The following is a 24,181-nucleotide window of genomic DNA, read 5'->3' on the forward strand; positions in this document are numbered from 1 at the left end:
TTTACAACAATTTATATATAGGGGAGGGGGTTATTCTAGCTCAAATTCTTTGGCTAAGAATTTTGCTGTATAGCTTTTAGTGAGTTGATAATTTTGTGCGACTTCTAAGGGCGTGCCTTGAGCAATGACTTGTCCGCCTTTATCCCCCCCATCAGGTCCCATATCTATAATGTAATCAGCGTTTTTAATAATGTCTAAATTATGCTCAATCACTAGCATGGAGTTTCCTAATGCCACTAAGGAGTGTAAAACTTGTAAAAGATTATTTACATCTTCAAAATGTAAACCTGTGGTAGGCTCATCTAAAACATAGAGCGTTTTTCCGGTGTCTTTTCTGCTCAATTCTTTGGCTAATTTAATCCTTTGGGCTTCGCCCCCACTTAGCGTAGTGGCGTTTTGCCCTAAAGTGATATAGCCTAAGCCCACATCTATAAGCGTTTTTAATTTCACAGCGATTTTAGGAAATTTAGCAAAGAACTCATAAGCTTCTTCTACGCTCATGCTTAACACATCTGCAATGGATTTTCCCTTAACTTTGATTTCTAAGGTTTGGGGGTTGTATTTAGTGCCTTTACAGCTATCACATTGCACTAGCACATCAGGTAAGAAATGCATTTCTATTTTAATATCCCCATCGCCTTGGCATTTTTCACACCGCCCCCCCTTAACATTAAAGCTAAAACGACTCGCACTATAGCCTAAAACCTTAGCTTCTTTTTGCTCGGCAAATAAAATCCTAATTTCATCCATGACTCCTGTGTAAGTTGCGGGATTACTTCGTGGGGTTTTTCCTATAGGAGCTTGGTCTAAATAAATCACTTTATCCAAATGCTCCAAACCTAAGATTTCTACACCATTTAAGCTCTTAACTTTTTTAGCATGGTTTAAGAGAGCTTGAGCTGTAGGTAAAAGAGTTTGTAACATTAAAGAGCTTTTGCCACTCCCACTCACCCCTGTAATACACACTAATTGTTTTAAGGGGATAGTTACGCTTAAATTCTTAATATTATTGATATTGACATTTTTAATTTCTAAAAAATGTTTTTCTTTGGGTAGTTCAAATTTAGGGCGTTCAATCTTTTTAGTGCCATTGAGATACAAGGCGGTAGAATGCTTGTTTTGTAATAATTCTTCCACGCTCCCACTAAAGATGACTTCACCCCCATGCCTTCCGGCCTTTGGTCCTATATCTACAATAAAATCCGCATGCTTAATGGTCTCTTTGTCATGCTCTACTACAATAAGCGTGTTCCCTTTTTTCTGTAAATTCCTAAGGGTATTAATAAGTTTGAGCGTATCTTTTTCATGCAGACCGATACTAGGCTCATCTAAAACATATAAAACTCCTGTCAAGCCACTCCCGATTTGACTAGCAATTCTTATTCTTTGGCTCTCCCCCCCACTAATGGTTCTTGCATCTCGCCCTAAAGTTAAATACCCTAGCCCTACATCATATAAGAAAAACACCCTTTCTAAAATCTCTTTTAAAATCGGTTCAGCGATTTGCTTTTCTTGTTGATTAAGATAGTTAAAATGGTTAGGTTCTTTGAAAAAGTGATAAACTTCTTCAATAGGCTTAGTTAAAAAATCCGCCATTTTCAAGCCAGCCACCTGAACGCTCAAACTTGATGCTTTTAAGCGATGCCCACTACAAGTAGAACAAGTTTTCTCGCTCATATAATCGCTTAAATCCTTTTGCTCCTTAAACATATCATATGCAATTTGAATAATGCCTTTCCAAGGGCGTTTTAAGGGGCTATTTTTAAAATTGAAGCTAATTTCAGTGCCATTCCCATATAAAAGAGCGTCTTGTTGCTCTTTGTTTAGTTCGTTAAAACAAAGCGTGGTGTCAATGCCATTAGATTCACAAAAGCCTTCAAACATTTGAGCGTAATAATTGCGGTTATACCCAAAAATCACCTTGATAGCCCCATTATTTAAGGGGGTGTTAGGTTCTAAAATCTTACCTACATCTAGGCTAAATTTTGTCCCTAAACCTAAGCAACTCTCACACGCCCCCTTAGGCGAATTGAATGAAAAACTAAGTGGCTCTAATTCTTCAAAACTAATCTTGCATTTAAAGCATGCCTTATGCTCGCTATAATGTTTTTTAATGCTAGGAGCGTTTTCTTGCAAGATTTCTACTTCTAACTCGCCGTAGCTTTCTTTAAGGGCTTTTTCTACAGCACTAGCGATTCGTGAATGATTTTCACTATTGACTACAACTCTATCTACCACAGCTTTAATGGTGTGCTTTTTGGTCTTGTGTAAATGGATTTCTTCATCTAAACGCACCATCACCCCATCAATAAAGGCTCTCACATACCCCTTTAAGCGTAAGCTCTCTAATTTATCATTAAAAGTGCCTTTTTTATCCTTAATAATAGGGGCTAGAATGATGATTTTAGAGTTTTCTTCTAAGTTGCAAATTTGAGCAATAATATCTGTCGCACTCATAGAGCTAATAGGCTCTGAACATGTAGGGCAAAATTGCTCTCCAACCCTTGCAAATAATAACCTTAGATAATCATAAATTTCAGTGATAGTTCCCACGGTGGAGCGGGGGTTTTTAGAAGTGGTCTTTTGCTCAATGGCAATGGCTGGAGTTAGCCCTTCAATTTTATCTACATTAGGCTTGCCTACTTTGTCTAAAAATTGTCTCGCATAACTAGACAAACTCTCTAAATACCGCCTTTGTCCTTCAGCATATAAGGTATCAAACGCTAGAGTGGATTTACCCGAGCCACTTAGTCCTGTAAAAACAACAAACTGATTTTTAGGGATTTCTAAAAAAATATTTTTTAGATTATTTTCCTTAGCCCCTTGAATAATGATTTTATCTTGCAAGAGTTTCCTTATTAAAAGAGGATAGTTTAAAAATGGCTATTATACTTCAAATATGTTGGCTTATTGAAGTTTTATAGACAATTAGAATTAAAATTGTTTGCTTACAAGCGTAAAATATGCTATTATTTCGGATAAGAATGAAATTAGAATAGGAATGCAAAGGAATGGAATTAATGAAGAAGTTTGTAGCTGTGGGACTTTTGTCCTCTATTTTGAGCTCCTCATTGTTGGCTGAGGGTGATGGTGTTTATGTTGGAGCGGGTTATGAAATCGGTCAAGCTCGTGTAAAGACTAATATCAACAATTGGCATGGTGGTTGTGGCTGGCAAGGATGCCCACCGGGATTAGCGGACAATAGATTTAACATTCAAGGCACAAATATTAATTGGCATTCTCAGTTTGCTACCGGTGCGTTAAATGGTTTTGGACTAACTTTAGGTTATAAGAAGTTTTTTCAATTCAAGTCTTTAGGAATGACAAGCAGATGGTTAGGCTTTAGAGCGTATTCTATGTTTGATTATGGGCATGCGACTTTAGGTCATCAAAATAACTATCCCGGTAAGCTCCAGCTAGATATGGTCTCTTGGGGGTTTGGTTTAGATGCGTTGTTTAATGTGATTGATAAAGATAATGCATCTTTTGGTGTTTTCTCTGGTTTCTCGCTTGGTGGGGATACTTGGAAAAGTTCTGCAACAAACTATTGGAAACAACAAATCATTGATTTAACAAAAGGTAAGGGTTATAACCATGCTGTTTCAACCGTTGATTGGCAAGTATGGCTAAACTTCGGTGTGAGAACGAATCTTTTCAAGCATAATGGTGTAGAATTTGGCGTGAGACTTCCTATGTTGGTTAATAAATTTTTGAGTTCTGGACCCTTGTCTTCACAATATTATTATCATTTAAAAAGAGATTTTTCTCTTTATGTGCGTTATCTCTACACATTTTAAAATAGTTTTTATTAAAAGGAGGGGATTTAATGCCATAAGGCATTGGCTTTTTAGATATAATTTTCTTAGACTTTAAAAGGTTTGTTCTTTAATCTCAAATGGAAGGTTTAGTCTTGAACTTACATACTTTAAAAAGCAAAATAATCATTGGATTGGGTTTGAGTTTCAGTGTTCTTTTGGTCGCTGTTTGGATTTTTTTGAGCAAAGATTATAAAAGCGTAGCCCATGAACAAGGCTTGCATGTAACCAAAATGCTTAATCAAAGCATTCTTAACACCGTGGTGCAAGCTATTAATATTGGCACTAAAGAGGCGATTCATCAAGCTATTGAAGATAGCAATAAGATTGAGGGTGTCAAGGTAAAGTTCTTTCCGGGCGAAGGCGATATTAGACTTTTTAAATACAATGTCAAATTTGGCGAAAATTACCCTAAAGAAGTTTTAGAATATTTCAGAGATGTAACTAAACCTCAATACAATGTGGTGAATGAAAAAGATGGTTTTGTATGGCTCTTGCAACCTTTAGCTAATGCGAAATCTTGCATGGTTTGTCATGTGAATAATAAAGAGGGCGAAATGCTAGGGGTTATGGAGCTTAAACTAAATTTAAGTAAGATTTACGCCTCCATATCTACACACCAATATAGCACTATAAGCACGATTATTGCTGTGGTAGTAGCGCTATTATTTATTTTGCTCTTTGTGGTTAAAAGAGATTTGTTTAACCCCTTAAACAAACTCATTGAATTAAGTAATGGCTTTGTCAATACTGCTAAGGTGGATTTAAGCAAACGCTTAGGCATAAAAACTAGAGACGAAATCGGTATCGCTGCTAAAAATATTGATGGCTTTTTGGATAAGGTTCAAGAAGTGATTGTAGAGAGTGGGAAGATTTTTGAAAAAGATAAAATTCTTTATAGTGATTTAGGTAAAGTGAGCAACGAATTAGTTGGCATGGGTCAAACCCAAGTAGAGCACATGAATAACATGAATGAGGCGATTGTCAATAGTAATGAACTATTAACGCATGCGCAAAATAATTTGAATGAAAGCACTGAAAATTTAAATCATTCGTTTAATGTATTGCAAGAGTTTCGTGTAGAGCTAGAGGCAGTAGTAGGTGCTAATATGAGCATGAATGAAAAGCAAAATATGATGAGAGAGAATTTCAGTCATTTGCAAACCCAAGCTAATGAGATTAAAAATATTGGTGCAATCATTAATGATATTGCTGATAGAACTAATCTCTTAGCCTTAAATGCTGCCATTGAGGCTGCAAGAGCAGGTGAGCATGGAAGAGGCTTTGCTGTAGTAGCTGATGAAGTAAGAAAATTAAGCGAGCAAATTAAAAAGTCGCTAGGCGAAATCAATGTTTTAGTGGGGACATTGAATGAAAGCATTGGTTCTAATGGAGCAAATGCTAATCAAATTGTTGAAGAAAGTAATAGTGTAAGCGAAAAAATCAAGGAGCTTATGGAGAAAAACCACGATGTAGTTCGCATGCTAGAAGAAAGTCGCAATAAAGTTATAGGCGGTATTGAAGAAAATAGCGAAGTTTCTAGCAAGATTAATGGCATTAAAGGGTTGAGCGCATCGGTTTTAGAGACCTTTAATGTGGTAAAAGAGAGCCGAGAGCGTTTGGATAATAATATTAAACAGCTCCAAGAAAATACCGTGCTTTTAGGTAAGGAATTTGATAAATTTAATTGAGTTTTTGAGGGGGATTTTTGCCAAACTTAGATGAAATACACCAAAGTGTTTTGTTGCAAGAAGTTTTAGAAACTTTTATGCCCTTAAAAGAGGGAGTCTTCATAGATTGCACTTTGGGATTAGGGGGGCATTCTAAAGCTATTTTGTCTCAAAACCCATACCTTAAGCTTGTAGGTATTGACAAAGATAAATTTGCTAGAGAATTGGCCAAAGAGCGTTTAAAAGAATTTGAGGGGCGTTATAGCATTATGAGTGGGGGTTTTTCGCAATGTTTTAAGAATGCCTTAAGGGCTTATGGCGAGCAGATTAAGGGCGTTTTAGTAGATTTGGGGGTGAGTTCCTTACAGCTTGATGATGAAAATAGGGGTTTTAATTTCCAATCACACACACTAGATATGCGTATGGACTTAGAAAGTGAGCTAAATGCTAAAAGGGTTGTCAATTCTTATTCTTTGCATGCTTTAGAAAGAATTTTTAAAGAATATGGTGAAATAAGAGAATATAAAAAAATTGCTAGTAAGATTGTGGAGCGCCGTGCTAAAAAACCTTTTGAAGACGCTAAAGATTTAAGCAATTTTTTAGGCTCTCTTTCTAAAAATAAGAAAATTCACCCCGCCACTTTAGCCTTTCAAGCCATTCGCATAGAGGTTAATCAAGAATTAGAAGAGTTAAAAGGGTTCTTAGAAAGTGCGAAAAATCTTAAGGGAGCAATTTTATGTATTATATCGTTTCATTCTTTAGAAGATGCGTTAGTAAAGAATGCTTTTAGAAATTATGCAAAAAATTGTATTTGTGATGCTCTAAGCTTTAAATGCACTTGTTCTAACAACCATGCTTTAGGAGAGATTCTAACCAAAAAGCCCCTTGTTCCAAGCGCAAAAGAAATTACAGAAAATAGGCGCTCAAGAAGTGCAAAAATGAGAATTTTTAGGTTTAAGTGATGAATAATTTAGAAGATAATGCTTTTTTAAATCAAGAACGCTTTGTGCGTGTAGAAGATAAAGAAAAAAAAGAGCTTTTTGCCGAAGAAGTTCAAAGAGAGGAATTTTCTTATGGCTTGTCTTCAAGAATTTTATTGGCAGTTTTGATACTAGGTATTATATCTATAGGAGTGTTAGTTCCAAAAATTTATTTGAGCAATAATATTTATTATGTAAGTCGCAAAATTGATGCCTTGCAAGACCAACAACGCCTACTCTTAGAAGAGCAACAAATTTTAAAAAATGAGCTAGAAAAAGAGCGCTTTAGATATTACATAGAAAATAGCGAAAACATCGGCGATATTGCTTTTTAAGTGATTTAATCCTTTTTATAACCCTTAAGGGCAAAAAATAGCACATAAAAATAACACAAAATAGGCACGATATATGCCCATAGCAGTGAATAATGGCTTTCAATCAATCTATCAATAATATAGCCTTGTAAAGGGGTGATGATAGCTCCTCCAATAATAGCTATATTCATAAAGCCCGCTCCAAGTGCCATAAGATGTGAAAGATTTTTTAGAGTTAGAGCGCTAATAATAGGGAATATGATAGAGTTAAACATTCCTATTAATACAAATAATTCTATAGGGCTTTTATCTTGAAAGATTAAAATCAAATATAGTATAAGAATAGCCAAACAAGTATTGGTAGCTAGGCATATGTTGGGGGCAATTTTTTGCATCATGGTTGCACCAAAGATACACCCAAAAAATGCGCTCCCCCAAAAATAAGTCAAATAGATTGACGCCTCTTGTTTGTTGAGATGAAACACATCATTTAATGTTAAGACCAAAAATGACCCCACACTTGTTTCTGCCCCCATAAAAAAGAAAATCCCCAAACACCCAAGGATAAAATGCTTGTAAGACAAAAGGTTTTTAGCAGAGAGGGGCATATTTTTAGGAATATTTTGAGAGATTAAATAAAAATAGGTTTTGTGCAGAATATAAAAAATAATCGCTAAGATTAAAAAAGCGCTTGCTAGATATAAATAGGGGAGTTCTATTTTTCTTATTTCGGCAATTTTATCCAAATGAATAGAGGGGTTAAAAATAAAATGTGTGCCTACAAGGGGAGCTAAGGTTGTGCCTAAGAGAAAAAAGATTTGCACAAAGAGCATGGTGCGCTCTTCATTATTAGGCGAGATAAGCAAAATAAAAGGATTGCTCGCACTTGATAAAAATACCATGCCAGAAGAAAGGATAAATAGAGCTACTAACATAAGAGGGTATGAAAAAATACTTGCAACAAAAAACATTAAAAAACACCCCAAAGCACTCAATAAGGCTCCTAAAACAATCCCTAGAGCATAACCTATTTGACTGACAATTTTTCCTGAAAATCCCCCTATGAAATACGCTCCAAAAAAGACAAATTGGATTAAAGAGGCTTTAAAATAAGAAAGATTGAAAAGGGACTTTAAATGTGGGATTAACACATCGTTTAAAACCATAGAAAACCCTATCAAAAAGGCTAAAGATGCTAGAGATGATAAGGAAACTATTCTAAACAAAATTACCACCTTTATAGCTAAAATAGGGTATTTAATCTTTTTGTTTCAGTGGGTATGGTAGCAAAATGGATTTAATGGTTGTGTTATGTTGGCTTGAGTTAGGCTTGTATTCCTATATTATGGTTAAAATCCCCAATGAGAGAGATAGTTCAAAATCAATGCGCTTATAATCATATAACATAGATTTAATAGCTAATGAGTTTTATTAAAAGATTTTTCTATAATTCTTAATTTCTATCAATTTATTTTTCAAAATGCGTTTTTAAGTAATGCTAAAAATGATAGACAATCTTAATAAATAATCATTATGATTAAACGCTTGTTTCATTATGCTACGCTGTCTTATTTGTGAGTGCTATTACATAAGGGGTAATTTATTATTTTTGTTGTAAAATGGCGCTTTGAAAGAATTAATTTTTTAATTAAGCAATGAAAATTGTTTGGACTTATAGATTAAAAGAAATGGTTAGGAATTGATGAAAATTTCAGTATTTGGTGGCGGAGCGTGGGGGAGGTCTCTAGCTTTTGCTTTTGGAGAAAAAAATCAAGTTAGAATTATCTCAAGGCGGGATTTAAGTGAGTCTTTAAAAGAGCTTAATTATGCCTTAATCTCTAAGGGTTCTATACCTATAGAACAAGTGAGTTTAGAAGAGGGTTTGCAATCAGAATTATATGTTGTAGCAATTAGTGTGCAACATTTAAGGGAGTGGTTTAAGGGCGCTTGTTTGCCAAAAAATTCCAAAGTTTTAATTGCATCTAAGGGTATAGAAGTTTTGAATAGAGCGTTTGTGAGCGAAATTGCAAAGGATTTTATTGAGCCTAATCATTTGTGTTTTTTAGCTGGCCCAAGCTTTGCTAAAGAGATTCTTCAAGGTTTGCCATGTGCTTTGGTTATCCATTCCAACAATCAAGCTTTAGCGTTAGAATTTTCCAATGGAATGCCTACTTTTATTCGCTCTTATGCTCAAGCAGATATTATTGGCGGAGAGATTGCTGGAGCGTATAAAAATGTAATAGCCATTGCTGGGGGCGTGTGTGATGGCTTGAAACTCGGTAATAGCGCAAAAGCTAGTTTATTATCTCGTGGCTTAGTGGAAATGCAACGCTTTGGGGCGTATTTTGGGGGCAAAACGGAGACTTTTTTAGGTCTCTCTGGGGCTGGAGATTTGTTTTTAACCGCTAATTCTATTTTGTCAAGGAATTATCGTGTGGGTTTGGGACTCGCTCAAAATAAACCTTTAGAGACAATTTTACAAGAATTAGGCGAAGTGGCTGAGGGGGTGAAAACGACTAATGCTATTGTAGAAATTGCTAAAAAATACAATATTTATACACCTATTGCGAGTGAGTTAGCCTTGCTTTTAAAGGGTAAAAATGTGCTAGAGAGCATGAATGATTTGATTAGACGCACTTAAAAGGATAGAGCATGCAAGATTTTTCAAGTTTATTATTAAAATTACAGGAATATTGGAAAAATCAAGGTTGTTTAGTCATTCAGCCTTATGATATTCCTGCAGGGGCTGGGACATTCCACCCTGCAACGCTTTTAAGGAGTTTGGATAAAAAGCCTTGGAATGTGGCTTATGTAGCCCCTTCTAGAAGACCTACCGATGGGCGTTATGGGGAGAATCCTAACCGCTTAGGGAGCTATTATCAATTTCAAGTGGTGATTAAGCCAAGCCCCTCTAATATTCAAGAATTGTATTTAAAAAGTTTGGAAGTTTTAGGGATAAATCTTAATGAGCATGATATACGATTTGTAGAAGATAACTGGGAAAGCCCCACTCTAGGGGCGTGGGGGCTAGGCTGGGAAGTGTGGCTTGATGGCATGGAAGTTACACAATTTACATATTTTCAGCAAGTAGGCGGAATTGCTTGTAACCCCATTCCTGTAGAAATCACTTATGGCTTAGAAAGATTAGCGATGTATGTTCAAAAAGTAGAGAGCATACTAGAGATTGAATGGGCAAAAAATCACAAAGAAAGCGTGCGTTACGCTCAAGTGCATTTAGAAAGCGAATATGAGTTTAGCAAGTATCATTTTGAAGTAGCAAGCATTGAGAGACTACTAGAAATGTTTAAAAACGCTAAGATAGAAGCTTTGCATTGCTTGGAAAACAAACTCCCTTTACCGGCTTATGATTTTGTGATGTTATGCTCGCATTTTTTTAATATCTTAGACGCTAGAAAGGCGATTTCTGTGGCTGAGAGACAAAACTATATTTTACAAATCAGAGACCTAGCCAAAGGCTGTGCTGTGTTGTATAAAGAACAAGAAGAAGAAAGAGAAGAGCGATTAAAAAACGCTTTAGTTTCAAAGGCTTAAAAATGGCATTAGTAGGGGAAGTGCTTGAAGTTTTAAATACGATTTCGCCTTTTGAATTTCAAGAATCTTGGGATAATAGCGGACTAATTTTAGGAAGTAAAAATAATAAGTTTAGTGAGATGATTACATGTTTAGAAGTAACGCTTACTATTGCTACTAACGCTAAACAAAATGCTCTAATCATCACGCACCACCCTTTAATTTTTAAGCCCTTAAAAGCACTTGATTATACTACTTATCCTAGTAATATTTTAAAACTTTTAATTGAAAAAAATATTTCGCTCATTAGCATGCATACGAATTTTGACAAAACGCATCTAAACAAGCATTTTGCTAAGACACTTTTAGGATTTGATAATTTAATAGAAAAAAATCTCATCTTGGTTAAAGAAAATTTAAATTGGGATTTTGATAAACTTTTAGAACATGTTAAATTTCGCTTAGGGGTTGAAAAATTAGCTTGTGCTAAAGGCTCTCAAATGATTAAAGAAGTGGCGTTTGCATGTGGAGCTGGAGCGTTCGCACTTCATTCTTTAAAACCACAAACTTGCTTAATCACAGGCGATATTAAATACCATGACTCTATGATAGCCAAATCTTTAGGTATAAGCCTTATTGATGCGACGCACTATTATAGTGAAAGAGCATTCGCACAAATTATGGCTGAAATTTTGCATTCTTATGATTATTTGGTTACAATAGAGCATTTTGAAAACCCCTTGCAATTTATTTAAAGGAAAGCTATTTTATGAACATTCATCTCAGACAACTGATTGATATTTCTAATTTGGATAAAGAGATTGACTCTTTAGAGCCACTTATTAGAGAAAAGCGCAAAGACTTGGATAAGGCATTAAGCGATAAGGAGCTTAAGCAGACAGAATCTTTGAATTTAGAAGAAGAAAAAGGCGCTCTTAAATTACAAGTTTCTAAAAACGAGCAAACTTTACATGATACGAATGCTAAAATTGCTAGTATTCAAAAGAAAATGAGTGAGATAAAATCTGAAAGGGAGTTGCGCTCATTAAATATTGAAGAAGATATTGCCAAAGAGCGTTCTAGTCAAGCTAATAGAGAGATTGAGAACTTACAAAATGAAATCAAGCATAAGAGTGAGCGCCAAGAGATTCTTAAACAAGAAATTTTAGAGCTTGAAAAGCTTGCAAGTGAATTAGAAGGTTCTGTAGAAAATGAAGTCCAGCATATCAAAGACTCCCAACAGAAAATCTTCAAAAAAAAGCAAGACCTTGTAGAAAAAATGGAGCCAAAAATCCATCGTTTTTATGAGAGGATTAGGCGTTGGGCGAAAAACACTAGCATTGTAACCATAAAAAAACAGGCTTGTGGGGGTTGCTTTATTAGACTCAATGACAAGACTTATTCGGAAGTGCTAACAAGTGGAGATATTGTTGTTTGTCCGCATTGTGGGCGTATTTTATATGCAGAGAGTTTGGAAACACAAGCTCCTAGCACAAAAGCGTAATTACTTGAGCGTTGTTTAAACTTTTTTATTTTCTTATTTTAGGGTTGGGACATTTTCTTTGTTCGCCCCTAATTTTACTTTTGAGTTTTAAGGAAAAATACCGCCATTCTTTAAAGGCTCGCTTTTTTCTAAAGAATAACACCCTAAAAAGTGAACCGATTTTTTGGTTTCACGCATGCTCTTATGGGGAAGTCAAATCCTTAGAACCTATCATTCAAGTTTTAAAAGAACCTATTTTAATTAGTGTTACCACTAACACCGGTTTTGAATTAGCATCTAGGACTTATCAAAGTTTTAAGCATATAGAAGTGCGTTACTTGCCTTTTGAAACCTTATTATTTACTTGGAAAAAAAACTTAAAAAATCTAAAAACCTTAGTGGTTACAGAAGCGGAGTTGTGGTTTAATGTGTTTGATATGGCTCAAAAATTAGGGGCAAAAACCATGCTTATTAACGCTAGGATTAGCACACGCTCTTATCCTAAATATTTGCGTTTTAAATTCTTTTATAAAATTTTATTCAAACGCATTGATTTAATCCTAGCACAAAGTGAAGATGACAAAATGCGTTTATTGAGTTTGGGGGCTAAAAAGGTCATCAATTTTTTTAATATCAAGCGTTTTTCAAAACCTAGCATAACTTGCTATTACCCTAAAAACCCTAATACTTTAAATGTAGTTCTAGCCAGCACACATGAGAGTGAAGAAGAGCTAGGTTTAAAGGCGTTTTTGGAATTTAAAAAGATTCATACGCATGCAAGACTAATTGTAGTGCCACGCCACCCAGAGCGTTTTAAAAGCGTGCAAAATCTATTGCAAAATATATTAAAAACTACGCCCCTTAGCCTAGAATTTTTTTCTTCAAAGGGTTTTGTGGAATGCGATGTTTTATTAGTAGATAGCTTAGGGGAATTGAATAATTTTTACCAAATTGCAGATATTGTAATCCTAGGGGGTTCATTTATAAAAAAAGGGGGGCATAACCCCTTAGAGCCGGCGTTTTTTAACACCCGCTTAATCACAGGGGAATACATTTTTAATCAATTAGCGTTATTTGAGTTAGTCAAGCCCTATAGAATAGTTAAAAAAGAGAATTTATTAAACGCCCTTTTAGATTATGAAAATTTAGGCGTGGTGCGTTTTTTAGAGAATCAACACCATTTAAGCGGATTACTCACACTCATTAAAGGATAAATATGGAAAAAGCCTATAAATTATTAAGCATACAAGAAAATATTTCTAATAAAAAAGCAAAAGCTTTGATAGATTTAGGGTTAGTAAGCATAGGGGGGAAGAAACTTAGCATTGCTAGAAAAGAATTGCCTAAAAATACACGCTTTAGTATCCAAAAGATTGAAAAACCTAGCGTGATTTTTGAAGATGAAAATGTCCTAGCTCTTTTTAAACCCCCTTTTACAGAGAGCTATGACTTAGTGCATTTTTTCAGCGATTGGGTGTTGTTACACCGCTTGGATAAAGAGACTAGTGGAGTGATTTTATTAGTCAAAGAAAATTCAGAATTTCACTTAAAAGCTAAAAAGGCTTTTAAAGATAGGGTGGTGAAAAAGGAATATCTAGCACTCATTCAAGGTATTTTAGAAGAAGAACAAGAAATTAATGCCCCCATACTTACGACTAAAACTACCAAAGCTTTTAGTAAAATCTCGCCCAAAGGACAAGATGCCCTTACTAAGGTTACGCCCTTAAAAATTATGGGTAAAAAAACTCTTCTAAAAGTAGAGATTAAAACCGGAAGAACGCACCAAATTAGAGTGCATTTAAAGCATATCAATTACCCCATTATAGGTGATATGCTCTATGGTAATAAACAAGTTCCAGCCAAACGCTTAATGCTCCATGCTCATAAAATTGCATTATTAGGGTATGAGTTTGAAGCCAAAGCCCCTAAAGAATTTGAATTTGAGAGTTAAATATGAATGTTTGGAATACGATTTATGAGCGTTTTGACCCGATAGCCTTTAGTATTGGCGGCATTGAAGTGCATTGGTATGGTTTAGCGTATGCTTGTGCGATTATCATAGCCTTTTATATGGCATTAAGAATGATTAAAAATGACCCCAAAAGATTTCCCATTGAAAGAAAGGATTTTGAGAGTTATTTTTTATGGGCAGAGCTTGGAATAGTTTTGGGGGCAAGAATAGGATACATTCTTATTTATGACCCAAATTCTAGCTACTATTTAATGCATTTTTGGCAAATCTTTAACCCCTTTGATAGTGAAGGGAATTTTGTAGGTATTCGTGGAATGAGCTATCATGGGGGTTTAGTAGGGTTTTTAGTCGCTTCGTATCTTTATAGTCGTAAAGATTTAAAAAAGCTCTTAATCTATTTGGATTTAATCGCCATTAGCTTACCTTTAGGATATGTTTTTGGAAGGATAGGAAACTTTCTCAACCAAGAGCTTTTTGGAAGAATTGTGCCAGAGAACAGCCATTTAGGACAAATGATAGGCATTGTAATAAATAATGAATTGCGTTATCCTAGCCAGCTCATTGAAGCGTTTTTAGAAGGAATTGTGGTATTTTTTATGGTCATGCTAGCTAAGAAATACACTAAAACGCATGGACTTTTAATTGTTATCTATGGTTTGGGGTATTCACTCATGCGTTTTTTAGCAGAATTTTACAGAGAGCCTGATAGTCAAATGGGGGTTTATATTTTTAATTTGAGCATGGGGCAAATACTAAGTTTGTTTATGGTAATTGTTTCTTTAGGGATTTTATTGTATGCTAAAAAGTATTCTAAAATAAAGGAAATTTAATGGAATTTTTAAATAAAGACAAACGAAAGCAACTGCTTATGGAGCGTCATTCTTGCAAAATGTTTGATTCTAATTACAAGCTATCAAGCGAAGAGTTAGAAGAAATTGCTGAGCTTGCAAGATTATCGCCTAGTTCTTATAACACTCAACCATGGCATTTTATTATCGTTACTGATAAGAGTTTAAAAAGTCAAATCGCAACGCATGGCTATTTTAATAAGGATATGATTGAAAGTGCCTCAGCTTTAATGGTAGTATCGCATTTAGAGCCTAGCGAGCTATTACCCCATGGGCATTATATGCAACATCTCTATGATGAGCCTTACAAATCTAGGGTTATTCCATCATTTTCTATGATGTTAGAAACAAGATTTCAAAACAGCATGCAAAAGTTAGAAAATTATATGCCAGAGCAATGCTATATTGCTGTAGGGCAAATTTGTATGGGTGTGAGCTTAATGGGGTTAGATAGCTGTATTTTAGGAGGCTTTGATCCTAAGGGTGTGAGCGAAGTTTTGAATCATCATATCAATAAACCTAAAATTGCATGTTTGATTGCACTAGGCAAGAGAATTAAAGAGCCAACCCCTAAGTCAAGAAAATCTAAAGGTGCTACAATTACTTGGCTATAATGTATTATTTAAAATGTTTTTAAGTATTGTTTAGCTACCATTTTGGCTGAATGGCTGAATGGCTGAATGGCTGAATGGCTGAATGGCTGAATGGCTGAATGGCTGAATGGCTGAATGGCTGAATAGTCATTATATTTTAAATAAGGAGTTGAGTGTTGTTTGCAAAAATTGTTTTAGGTGTTCTTTTGGGAGCGTTCTTAAGCACTTCTTTAAGTGCTAAGGGTATTTTGAGAGAAAATGAAATTTTAGTTTCTGACTTGAAAAATATGAAAAAAGAGCTTGCCGGTGCGCCCAAATGGGTGTTTATGGACCCAAAGAGTCCGTATGAGGAAATGGGTGTAGCGTATATCCCTATTAAAAATAAGTATTTAGGGATTGACCAAGCTACTTTGAATGCCAAGTTAAGCATGATTATGGTATTCCATGAAGTTTTTATCAATTATAAAAAACTTTTTATGGAGCAGTTTCATGAAAGTGAGGCAACGGTTTTAGCTATTGGTGATGCTTACTATAACTATTTGATTACTAAAGTTAAAGTGGTGGATACTTACATCAATATGAAAGCAGAAGTTGCTGTGGTTAAGATTAGAATTGATGGCTGTAGAGTTGATGAGATTGAGCGTTACATTAAGGCTAGTATTAAAAATATCAACGATAATGAGCTAGATTATATTGGCAAGGTTACGCTAAAAGAGCTTGGAGATACTTGCACCGCTAAACCTAGATAAGTTATTTAAAGACTAAAGGAGTAGGGGCTTTTAGCCTTTGCTCTTTAGGGTTTTATTTTTTTGTGTTGTATTTTTAAAGTTTCTTAATCCCCTCGTAATATTTTATATAACCTTTTTAAAAATTAATTAAGCTGATGATAATTTTTCAAAAACTCTGTTTTAAAATCCAAAAAGCGTTCTTCTAGAATCGCTTTTCGTGCGTTTCTAGTCAGCTCTAAATAAAAATGCAAATTATGCAAGCTTGCTAAACGAGCATAAGTAAGCTCTTTAGCTCTAAATAAATGGTGTAAATAAGCCTTAGAATAATGCTTGCAAGTATAGCATGTGCAATTTTCTTCAATAGGGGTATTATCTGTTTTATATTGTGCGTTCTTAATAGAAATCTTACCAAAATGCGTGAATAAGGTAGCGTTTCTTGCATTTCTAGTAGGCATCACACAATCAAACATATCCACCCCCAAACTAATAGCCTCTAAAATATTTTCGGGTGTGCCAACACCCATTAAATAGCGTGGCTTATCTTTAGGAAGTAGGGGGGCAGTATGAGCGATAGTCTCATACATCTCATTGGTATTTTCGCCCACAGCTAATCCGCCTATAGCGTAGCCATCAAAATCTCTAAGAGTAAGCTCTACACTCATAGAGCGCATACTTAAGTTTGTCCCCCCTTGAATAATGGCAAAGAGATTATTATTGGGGCGATTATTCCTTTTGTGGTATTCTAGGCTAGTATTTGCCCATCTAGCACTGCGCTTTATGGATTCTTCAATGCGTTTTATTGGGGCTGGCAAGCCTACTAAATCATCTAAAACCATCATAATATCACTATTTAAAGCATATTGAATATCTAGGACTTTCGTGGGCGTAAATAGGTGTTTGCTCCCATCTATATGGGATTTAAAGATAATGCCATCTTCTTCTAATTTAACATTGGAATTTAAGCTAAAGGCTTGAAACCCCCCACTATCAGTTAAAAAGCTACCTTGAAATTGGGTGAAATTATGTAAGCCACCAAGTTTTTTAACTATATCTGCTTGGGGTCTTAAATACATATGGTAGGTATTAGCTAAAATGAGCTTGGCTTGCAAGTGTTCTTGCATATCTATGGCATCTAAAGATTTAATACATCCTTGTGTGCCTACAGGCATAAAAATAGGTGTCTCTACACTAGAATGTTTTAAGTTTAATACCCCAGCTCTTGCGCTATAGTCTGTTTTTTGGAGTTGAAAATCCATGTTTTAAAGCCTTAAATCTTGGTATAATGGCGATTTAATAGTTTAATTGTGGGAGCAATAGGTTTGAAAAAAATCGCTTTTATTTTAGATGGAATTGTAGCGAAAAATTTTTTAGACTTAGTGTTAGCACGCTATTTTAGCAATAATTTGTATGTGGTAATTGTTAAAGATGAAAGTTTGATTCCTAAATATTACCCTAGCACTTTTTCCTTTCATTGTTTTGATGCAACCTCATCTTTTAGGCTTTTGCAAGTGATTGATAGCGAAGTGAGTGATTTATTCATTATTACGCCTAATTTAGAGGAGCAACGCATTATTTGCGAAATTGCCAAAACACATTTTAAACGCATGCGTGTGGTATTGAGCTTGAAAGAAAGTCTTAATGATGAATTATTGGATAATGATAAAATTATTAGCATTGATGAGACTGAAGTCTTAGCAAGCAAGTTTTTGTCTCGTCTGCCAAATATTCCTAATACGCCCAAAGAATTTGGTTTAGAAAAGGGCGAAATTATGGAAATTGGCGTGCCTTTTGGGAGTATTTTTGCTTATAGGCATATTGGCTCAATAAGACAAAAAGAATATCGTATTGTAGGGATTTATCGTAATAATGAATTTTTGCTTTCTTCAGTATCTATGGTCATACAACCACGAGATATTTTGCTTGTGGTAGGTAATCCAGAAGTTTTAAATAGCGTGTATTTTCAAGTTAAAAGTAATGTGGGGCAATTCCCCGCACCTTTTGGAAAAAGTATTTATTTGTATATTGATATGAGCGTGCAATCTTCAAAAGAGATGATGCGAGATATCAATCAAGCGCTTTTTTTACACAAGCATTTAAAAAGCCACAAACTTTGCATTCAAATCTTACATCCTACTAGCCCTAAAATTTATCATAAAATCCATGCTTTAGAAAAGGAGGGCGTGGAAGTGAATTTGGATTTCTATGGGCAAAGTTTTGCGCAGAAGTTGGCTAAAGATAATAAGAAAAAGATTGGTTTGGTTGTGGTGGGTAAGGAGCTTTTTAAGCCAAGTAAGCATAGAAAAGCCCTCTATAAAACAGCTACACCTGTGTTTAAAACCAATCAATTAGGATTTTCTAAAATTTCTAGGAGTGTGGTAGTCTTAAATGAGAGTTTGCATATTAATGAAGATATTTCATCAGTGATTTTTGATGTGTCTTCGCAACTAGATTTAAAACTCTTGTTGTATGATTTTGACCCTAATAAGCGCTATAGAACTGAAATTATAGATAGTTATGAAAATCTTTCACACACCTACAATAGCAAGATTGATATTTTGCAAACAGATACTAAAAACCCTATTTTATACCTTAATTCTTTAAAACACCCTGTAGTGCATTTTTTGCCTTTTGAAGAGAGTATTACTAAATCTCGCTTTTTATGGTTTCTATCCACTAAAGTGGAGCGTCTAGCCTTTTTAAAAGACCATAATCCTCAGATTTTTATCCCTATTGTAGAGTAGATGCTATGAAAGAAATTCTTATTGATTTGAAAGAAAATGGCTATAAAGTTTTTTTAGGGACATTACCCAAGCTTGAAATTAAGCAAAAAGTGCTTATTGTGAGTGATAGTATTGTAGCAGGATTGCATTTATCTAAACTATTAGAATGCTTGAAAGCTAAAGAAATAAGAGTGTGTGTTTTAGAATCTGGAGAAAGGCATAAAAACATGCGCTCATTAGAGAGGATTTTAGAAAGTGCTTTTGAAATGCAATTAAACCGCCATTCATTAATGATAGGTCTTGGTGGGGGTGTAATTAGTGATATGGTAGGCTTTGCAAGCAGTGTGTATTTTAGGGGGATTGATTTTATTAGTGTGCCTACAACCTTGCTTGCTCAAGTGGATGCAAGTGTAGGGGGTAAAACAGGTATTAACACGCCTTATGGTAAGAATTTATTAGGCACTTTTCATCAGCCAAAGGCAGTCTATATTGATTCTTATTTTTTAAAGACACTACCTAGTAGAGAATTTAGAGCAGGCATGGCTGAAGTTTTAAAAATGGCGTTATGTTTTGATAAAGGGTTTGTAGAATTTTTAGAAGAGTGTTTGATAAAAGAATGTATTGATGAAGTGTTATTAAGGAGTATTAAAATTAAAGCGCAAGTAGTTAAGCAAGATGAAAAAGAGCAAAATATAAGAGCAGGGCTTAATTATGGGCATACCTTTGGGCATGTCATAGAGAATGAAACTAATTATGAGCGTTTTTTGCATGGCGAAGCAGTTGCCATTGGAATACGCATGGCTAATGCTTTAGCTCTAAATCTAGGCTTAATTAGCTCAAAAGAAAATGAGCGCATTGAAAAGTTATTAAAAAAATTTGATTTAGATTTGACTTATCAAATCCCTCATATAGAGCGATTTTATGAGCGTTTATTTATGGATAAAAAGAGTGTAGATAGTGCGATTAAATTTATTTTGCCTAAGGGAATTGGAGATTTTGAGATTGTCTCTAATGTTTCTAAAGAGCAAGTTTTAAAGGTCTTAGAACAATGGCAATAAGAATTATTTTAAGCTTAATAATGATGTTAAGCACTATATATGCAGATAATAAGCCTAATCTTCTTGTAAAGACTTTAGAAAGCAAGATGAAAGCGATTGATAAAAAATTAGAATCCAATGATAATGTATGGTTAAAAAAGTTTGAAAATTATAAGATTTATAGTCAAATCTATTCGGAAAAAGAGAGCGTGCAACAAGAGTTAAAGCATTTAAAATCTAAAAAAAATAAAGACATGTTAAAAATTAACACCTTAGAACACACACTAAAAGCTTTAGAATCTCAGCAAAAGATGCTAGAAAGTTATAGGGTTAATCCCTTTAAGGACTTGATTGAGCGCCCTCAAATCCCAAATGTTCCAAACATTAGTAATCCTATTGCTATTATTGATGGCATTTCTTTTATTAAAGCTCTTCGTGCTAGGCGTGCAAATTTTAAAAATAACCAACTTTCTTTAGAAGAAGTTTTAAAGAATTTAAATGCTAAATACACGCTTTTAAGCCAAATCCATGAATTAGAGCCAAGCAAGAAACTTAGTGATGAAATTTATCAAACTCAAGCTAAACGATTAGAATTACAAGGGGCTAAAAACATTTTAAAAACCACGATTGATATTTTTCAAAAAGATAGCGATGAAGCGATTGTGCTTGTTAAATCTCAAATTAAAGACCAGCTTTTTAAGTTTGCGTATGTTTTTTTAGCAGCCCTTTTAAGTGTGGTGTTTGCTTGGATTTTAAAGGTGGTTTCAAGCAAGTATATTGAAAATAATGAGCGAGTCTATACGGTCAATAAAGCCATTAACTTTATTAATGCCAACATTATTATCTTAATCTTTCTTTTTTCGTATTTAGAAAATGTTACTTACTTAGTAACCGTGCTAGGGTTTGCAAGTGCGGGTTTAGCCATTGCAATGAAAGATTTATTTATGAGTGTTTTAGGGTGGTTTATCATTCTAATTGGGGGGAGTGTGCATGTAGGCGATAGGGTACGTGTTGCAAAAGATGGGACAACTTTTATTGGCGATGTTTTAGATATTTCTATGCTACATATTACGATTTTAGAAGATGTTACACTTACTAGCTATATGGAAAATAGAAGAGCTGGGCGCATTATTTTTGTCCCTAATAACTATATTTTTACCACCATGTTTGCTAATTACAGCCATTTTGGCATGAAAACGGTGTGGGATGGCATAGATTTTTGCGTTACATTTGATTCTAATTTCAAAAAAGCGTCTAAAATTATGCTAGGGATTGCAACAGAGCTTTCTAAGGAATATACAGATATTACTTATAAGCAACTCAATAAAATGCGTGATAAATATTCTTTGAGAAGTCTAAGCGTGAAACCACGCTGTTTTTTAATGCCAGAAAATAATGGCGTAAAGATTACCATATGGTATCAAACAAACTCTTATGCGACCATGTCTTTAAGAAGTAGGATTACTACTGAAATTATTGAGGCATTTTTGAAAGAAGAAGATATTCATGTAGCTTATACCACAACTAAATTGATAAAAGTAGATACAAATGGAGATGGCTTTGGAGACAAAAGAAGTTAAGAAAATGAAAAAGGTGTATTTCAAAACTTTTGGGTGTAGAACTAATTTATTTGACACACAAGTAATGTTAGAAAATCTAAAAGATTTTACACACACTTTAGAAGAAGATGAGGCAGATATTATTGTTGTCAATTCTTGCACGGTTACTAATGGAGCAGATAGTGCGGTTAAAAGCTATACTAAAAAAATGGCTCGTTTAAACAAGCAAGTTCTTTTTACAGGCTGTGGGGTCAAAACTCAAGGCAAAGAGCTTTTTGAAGATGGGCATGTAAAAGGGGTTTTTGGGCATGACAATAAAGAAAAAATCAGCGTCTTTTTAAAAGAAAACAAACGCTTTTTTATAGACGATGATTTAGAAAACAAGCATTTAGATTCTACTATGGTAAGTGAGTTTGTGGGAAAAACTAGAGCGTTTATTAAGATTCAAGAGGGCTGTGATTTTGATTGTAACTATTGCATTATTCCTAGTGTAAGAGGGAGGGCAAGAAGTTTTGAAGAAAGAAAGATAGTAGAACAAGTTGAAATACTATGTTCTAAAGGCGTGCAAGAAGTGGTCTTAACAGGCACAAATGTAGGCAGTTATGGCAAAGACAAAGAAAGCAATGTTGCAAGATTGATTAAAAAGCTAAGTCTCATTCAAGGCTTAAAAAGGGTTAGAGTGGGGAGTTTAGAGCCTAATCAAATTAGTGAAGAATTTTTAGAGTTATTAGAAGAAGATTTTTTAGAAAAGCATTTACATATTGCTTTGCAACATAGCCATGATAGTATGCTAGAGAGAATGAATAGAAGAAATCGTGTTAAAAGCGATAGAGACTTATTAGAAAAAATTGCTTTAAAAGGCTTTGCGATTGGCACAGATTTTATTGTAGGACATCCGGGCGAGACACAAAGTATTTTTAAAGAGGCTTTTAAAAACATGCAAGATTTACCCTTAACACATATCCACCCCTTTATCTATAGCAAGCGTAAAGACACGCCTTCAAGCTTTATGACTGATAGCGTGAATTTGGAAGTTTCTAAAGAGCGTTTGAATGCTATAAAAAATTTGATTCTTGAAAAGAATAAAGCTTTTAGACAACTTCATTTTTCTAAAAAAACCCCCTTAAAAGCCTTAGTGGAATCTCAAAAAGATGGCGAATTTAAAGCCTTAGACCAATTTTTTAACCCCCTTAAAATCAAGAGCGATAAGCCTTTAAAAGCGAGTTTTTTAGAAATTACAGATTATGTTGTAGGCGAGAGAGAGAACTATGCTAAATTCTAAAATTTTAGATTATCTTATTGCTCCCTTTAAACGCATAAAAAACCGCTCACTTATCTCAGCGCTATGCTTTTTAATCTTAACCTTTGTTTTACTAGCATGGCTTGTTTTTAGCGATTCTTCTAGGCTTTTAGGCAGTAAGGACTTTTTCTATGTAATTCAGTCTAACCCTAAGCAAACTTTATTAGAAGATGAGCGCTATTTTTATGCAAAGGGTAATCAAGGTTTTTACAAGACCAATAAGGAGGCGCTTTTAAGAGCTTATAAAATTCCAGAAAACATGCCTATAGAAAAGCAAGAGAGTTTGAGTAAGGTTGCTAAAATCACGCTTGCCTTACTCTTTTTTATTGCAAGCATGTTATTTGGGATTTTTTGGAGATTAAGACAGCAACCAAGTCTCAAATCAAATTTTGAAAGCTTTTCTAAAAATGAAACACAGAGTGCTTTTAAGCGTTATGATACTTTGGGTATTAGTTTTGAAGATATTGCAGGGGTTAATGAGGCTAAAGAAGAATTATTGGAAATAGTAGATTACCTCAAAGAGCCTAAGAAGTATCAAGATTTAGGGATTTTCTTGCCTAAAGGCGTGTTGTTAGTAGGTCCTCCAGGTGTTGGAAAAACTATGATTGCTAAAGCTTTGGCAAGTGAGGCTAAAGTGCCGTTTTTTTATGAAAGCGGGAGTGCGTTTTCTCAAATTTATGTAGGGGCTGGAGCTAAAAAGGTGCATGAACTTTTTATGCATGCTAAAACTTGTGCGCCTTGTATTATCTTTATTGATGAAATTGATGCACTAGGTAAGGCTAGAGGGGGGCATAGAAACGATGAGAGAGAGGCAACGCTTAATCAGCTATTAACCGAAATGGACGGATTTTTGAAAAATGCTGAAGTGATTGTAGTGGGTGCGACTAATAATATGGAAGTGATGGATGAGGCATTATTAAGAAGTGGGCGTTTTGATAGGCGTATTTTTATTGGACTGCCTGATAATTTGGAGCGTCAAAGCATTTTAGAAAAGCTCTTAAAAGACAAAAAGCATGCGCTTGATTACGCTCAAGTGGCTAAAACTTGCATAGGATTTAGTGGGGCAATGTTGGCATCACTAATCAATGAAAGCGCTTTGAGTGCCTTAAGAAATAAGCGTTCTTTAATTACTTATGAAGATATTATGAGCGTGAAAGATAAAATCGCTTATGGGAAGAAAAAACCTCAAAGCCTAAATGAAAAAGAAAAAGAATTAGTCGCATTATATCAAAGCGCTAAAGCATTAAGTGCGTATTGGCTAGATATTGAATTTGATAAAGCACCTTTAATAGGGGAATTTATAGCGTTTAATGAGATGAAGATTAATAGTGAAAGTGAGATTAAAAACTATATTAAAGTCTATTTGAGTGGGACAATTATTTTAGAATTGCTCTATAAAGAGCGCTTTTCTTTGTCTAAAGAAGATTTAAAAAAAGCACAGAATTTAAGTGAGCGATTAATGAGTGAGCTTGCTCTAACACTACCCAAAAATTGGTTTCAAACACTCTATGAAGAACAACTGGAGTTTTTAAAACCAGCTATAGCCACTTGCAAGCATTTATCAGCAATTTTATTAGAAAAAGAGCATTTGGAATATGAAGTTATCAATGCCTTACTCCATGAGTCATAAA

General features: G+C 34.6%; 21 protein-coding genes. 18 read left to right on the plus strand and 3 right to left on the minus strand.

Features of this window, described 5'->3' with window-relative positions; genetic code table 11:
- Positions 1–30 precede the first annotated feature (30 nt).
- The gene (uvrA, locus tag HCW_RS05520; RefSeq protein ID WP_043902643.1) at positions 31–2,859 is read right to left on the minus strand and encodes an excinuclease ABC subunit UvrA; all 2,829 of its coding nucleotides are present in this window, start codon (positions 2,857–2,859) and stop codon (positions 31–33) included.
- Positions 2,860–3,020: 161 nt separating this feature from the next.
- Here uvrA and HCW_RS05525 point away from each other — a divergent pair, with 161 nt between their 5' ends.
- The 4 genes from HCW_RS05525 to HCW_RS05540 all read left to right on the plus strand — a co-directional run bounded on the left by HCW_RS05525 (position 3,021) and on the right by HCW_RS05540 (position 6,800).
- The gene (locus tag HCW_RS05525; protein ID WP_269208190.1) at positions 3,021–3,797 is read left to right on the plus strand and encodes an outer membrane protein; all 777 of its coding nucleotides are present in this window, start codon (positions 3,021–3,023) and stop codon (positions 3,795–3,797) included.
- A gap of 113 nt (positions 3,798–3,910) precedes the next feature.
- Complete coding sequence (locus HCW_RS09880; protein WP_155802249.1) at positions 3,911–5,506, plus strand: methyl-accepting chemotaxis protein; 1,596 nt, start codon at positions 3,911–3,913, stop codon at positions 5,504–5,506.
- 17 nt (positions 5,507–5,523) lie between these two features.
- Positions 5,524–6,447 (plus strand): 16S rRNA (cytosine(1402)-N(4))-methyltransferase RsmH, encoded by a 924-nt coding sequence (gene rsmH / locus HCW_RS05535; protein WP_014661241.1) that lies wholly within the window; start codon positions 5,524–5,526, stop codon positions 6,445–6,447.
- Complete coding sequence (locus HCW_RS05540; RefSeq protein ID WP_014661242.1) at positions 6,447–6,800, plus strand: hypothetical protein; 354 nt, start codon at positions 6,447–6,449, stop codon at positions 6,798–6,800. The genes rsmH and HCW_RS05540 overlap by 1 nt, the downstream gene beginning before the upstream one ends.
- A 5-nt stretch (positions 6,801–6,805) precedes the next feature.
- Here the strand turns inward: HCW_RS05540 and HCW_RS05545 are convergent, their stop codons facing one another.
- Positions 6,806–8,005 carry an MFS transporter gene (locus HCW_RS05545; RefSeq protein ID WP_155802251.1) on the minus strand — a complete coding sequence of 400 codons (1,200 nt, stop codon included), beginning with the start codon at positions 8,003–8,005 and terminating at the stop codon, positions 6,806–6,808.
- Between the two features lie 476 nt (positions 8,006–8,481).
- Between HCW_RS05545 and HCW_RS05550 the strand changes: the two genes are divergently transcribed.
- The 9 genes from HCW_RS05550 (at position 8,482) to HCW_RS05590 (ending at position 15,955) form a co-directional block, all read left to right on the plus strand.
- The gene (locus tag HCW_RS05550; RefSeq protein WP_014661244.1) at positions 8,482–9,420 is read left to right on the plus strand and encodes an NAD(P)H-dependent glycerol-3-phosphate dehydrogenase; all 939 of its coding nucleotides are present in this window, start codon (positions 8,482–8,484) and stop codon (positions 9,418–9,420) included.
- Positions 9,421–9,431: 11 nt separating this feature from the next.
- Positions 9,432–10,331, plus strand: coding sequence for a glycine--tRNA ligase subunit alpha (glyQ, locus tag HCW_RS05555; RefSeq protein WP_014661245.1), 900 nt, complete (start codon positions 9,432–9,434; stop codon positions 10,329–10,331).
- Positions 10,332–10,333: 2 nt separating this feature from the next.
- Positions 10,334–11,065 carry a Nif3-like dinuclear metal center hexameric protein gene (locus tag HCW_RS05560; RefSeq protein WP_014661246.1) on the plus strand — a complete coding sequence of 244 codons (732 nt, stop codon included), beginning with the start codon at positions 10,334–10,336 and terminating at the stop codon, positions 11,063–11,065.
- A 14-nt stretch (positions 11,066–11,079) separates the two neighbouring features.
- Positions 11,080–11,814: a zinc ribbon domain-containing protein gene (locus HCW_RS05565; protein ID WP_014661247.1), complete on the plus strand. Its 735-nt coding sequence runs from the start codon at positions 11,080–11,082 to the stop codon at positions 11,812–11,814.
- Positions 11,815–11,825: 11 nt separating this feature from the next.
- Positions 11,826–13,007, plus strand: a complete 1,182-nt coding sequence (gene waaA / locus HCW_RS05570) for a lipid IV(A) 3-deoxy-D-manno-octulosonic acid transferase (protein WP_014661248.1) — start codon at positions 11,826–11,828, stop codon at positions 13,005–13,007.
- 2 nt (positions 13,008–13,009) lie between these two features.
- Positions 13,010–13,744, plus strand: a complete 735-nt coding sequence (locus HCW_RS05575; protein WP_014661249.1) for an RluA family pseudouridine synthase — start codon at positions 13,010–13,012, stop codon at positions 13,742–13,744.
- Between the two features lie 2 nt (positions 13,745–13,746).
- Positions 13,747–14,595: a prolipoprotein diacylglyceryl transferase gene (gene lgt / locus HCW_RS05580; protein ID WP_014661250.1), complete on the plus strand. Its 849-nt coding sequence runs from the start codon at positions 13,747–13,749 to the stop codon at positions 14,593–14,595.
- Positions 14,595–15,227 (plus strand): NAD(P)H-dependent oxidoreductase, encoded by a 633-nt coding sequence (locus tag HCW_RS05585; RefSeq protein ID WP_014661251.1) that lies wholly within the window; start codon positions 14,595–14,597, stop codon positions 15,225–15,227. Before lgt ends, HCW_RS05585 begins: the two co-directional genes overlap by 1 nt.
- Positions 15,228–15,382: 155 nt before the next feature.
- Positions 15,383–15,955, plus strand: coding sequence for a hypothetical protein (locus HCW_RS05590; protein WP_014661252.1), 573 nt, complete (start codon positions 15,383–15,385; stop codon positions 15,953–15,955).
- A gap of 122 nt (positions 15,956–16,077) precedes the next feature.
- On the opposite strand, the gene tgt is transcribed toward HCW_RS05590, so the two are convergent.
- A complete protein-coding gene (tgt, locus tag HCW_RS05595; RefSeq protein WP_014661253.1) occupies positions 16,078–17,190 on the minus strand; it encodes a tRNA guanosine(34) transglycosylase Tgt in 1,113 nt (370 codons plus the stop codon).
- A gap of 63 nt (positions 17,191–17,253) precedes the next feature.
- Between tgt and HCW_RS05600 the strand changes: the two genes are divergently transcribed.
- Genes HCW_RS05600 through HCW_RS05620 form a run of 5 tightly spaced genes read left to right on the plus strand, consistent with a single transcriptional unit; the run spans position 17,254 to position 24,180 of the window.
- Entirely contained in the window at positions 17,254–18,675 is a 1,422-nt protein-coding gene (locus HCW_RS05600) for a COG3400 family protein (protein ID WP_014661254.1), read from the plus strand.
- A 5-nt stretch (positions 18,676–18,680) separates the two neighbouring features.
- Entirely contained in the window at positions 18,681–19,712 is a 1,032-nt protein-coding gene (aroB, locus tag HCW_RS05605; protein ID WP_014661255.1) for a 3-dehydroquinate synthase, read from the plus strand.
- Positions 19,703–21,271: a mechanosensitive ion channel family protein gene (locus HCW_RS05610; protein WP_014661256.1), complete on the plus strand. Its 1,569-nt coding sequence runs from the start codon at positions 19,703–19,705 to the stop codon at positions 21,269–21,271. Before aroB ends, HCW_RS05610 begins: the two co-directional genes overlap by 10 nt.
- Positions 21,272–21,275: 4 nt before the next feature.
- A complete protein-coding gene (gene mtaB, locus HCW_RS05615) occupies positions 21,276–22,532 on the plus strand; it encodes a tRNA (N(6)-L-threonylcarbamoyladenosine(37)-C(2))-methylthiotransferase MtaB (RefSeq protein ID WP_014661257.1) in 1,257 nt (418 codons plus the stop codon).
- Positions 22,519–24,180, plus strand: a complete 1,662-nt coding sequence (locus HCW_RS05620) for an AAA family ATPase (RefSeq protein ID WP_014661258.1) — start codon at positions 22,519–22,521, stop codon at positions 24,178–24,180. The genes mtaB and HCW_RS05620 overlap by 14 nt, the downstream gene beginning before the upstream one ends.
- Position 24,181: the final 1 nt, after the last annotated feature.

It is taken from the genome of Helicobacter cetorum MIT 00-7128, assembly GCF_000259255.1.
GTDB lineage: Bacteria > Campylobacterota > Campylobacteria > Campylobacterales > Helicobacteraceae > Helicobacter > Helicobacter cetorum_B.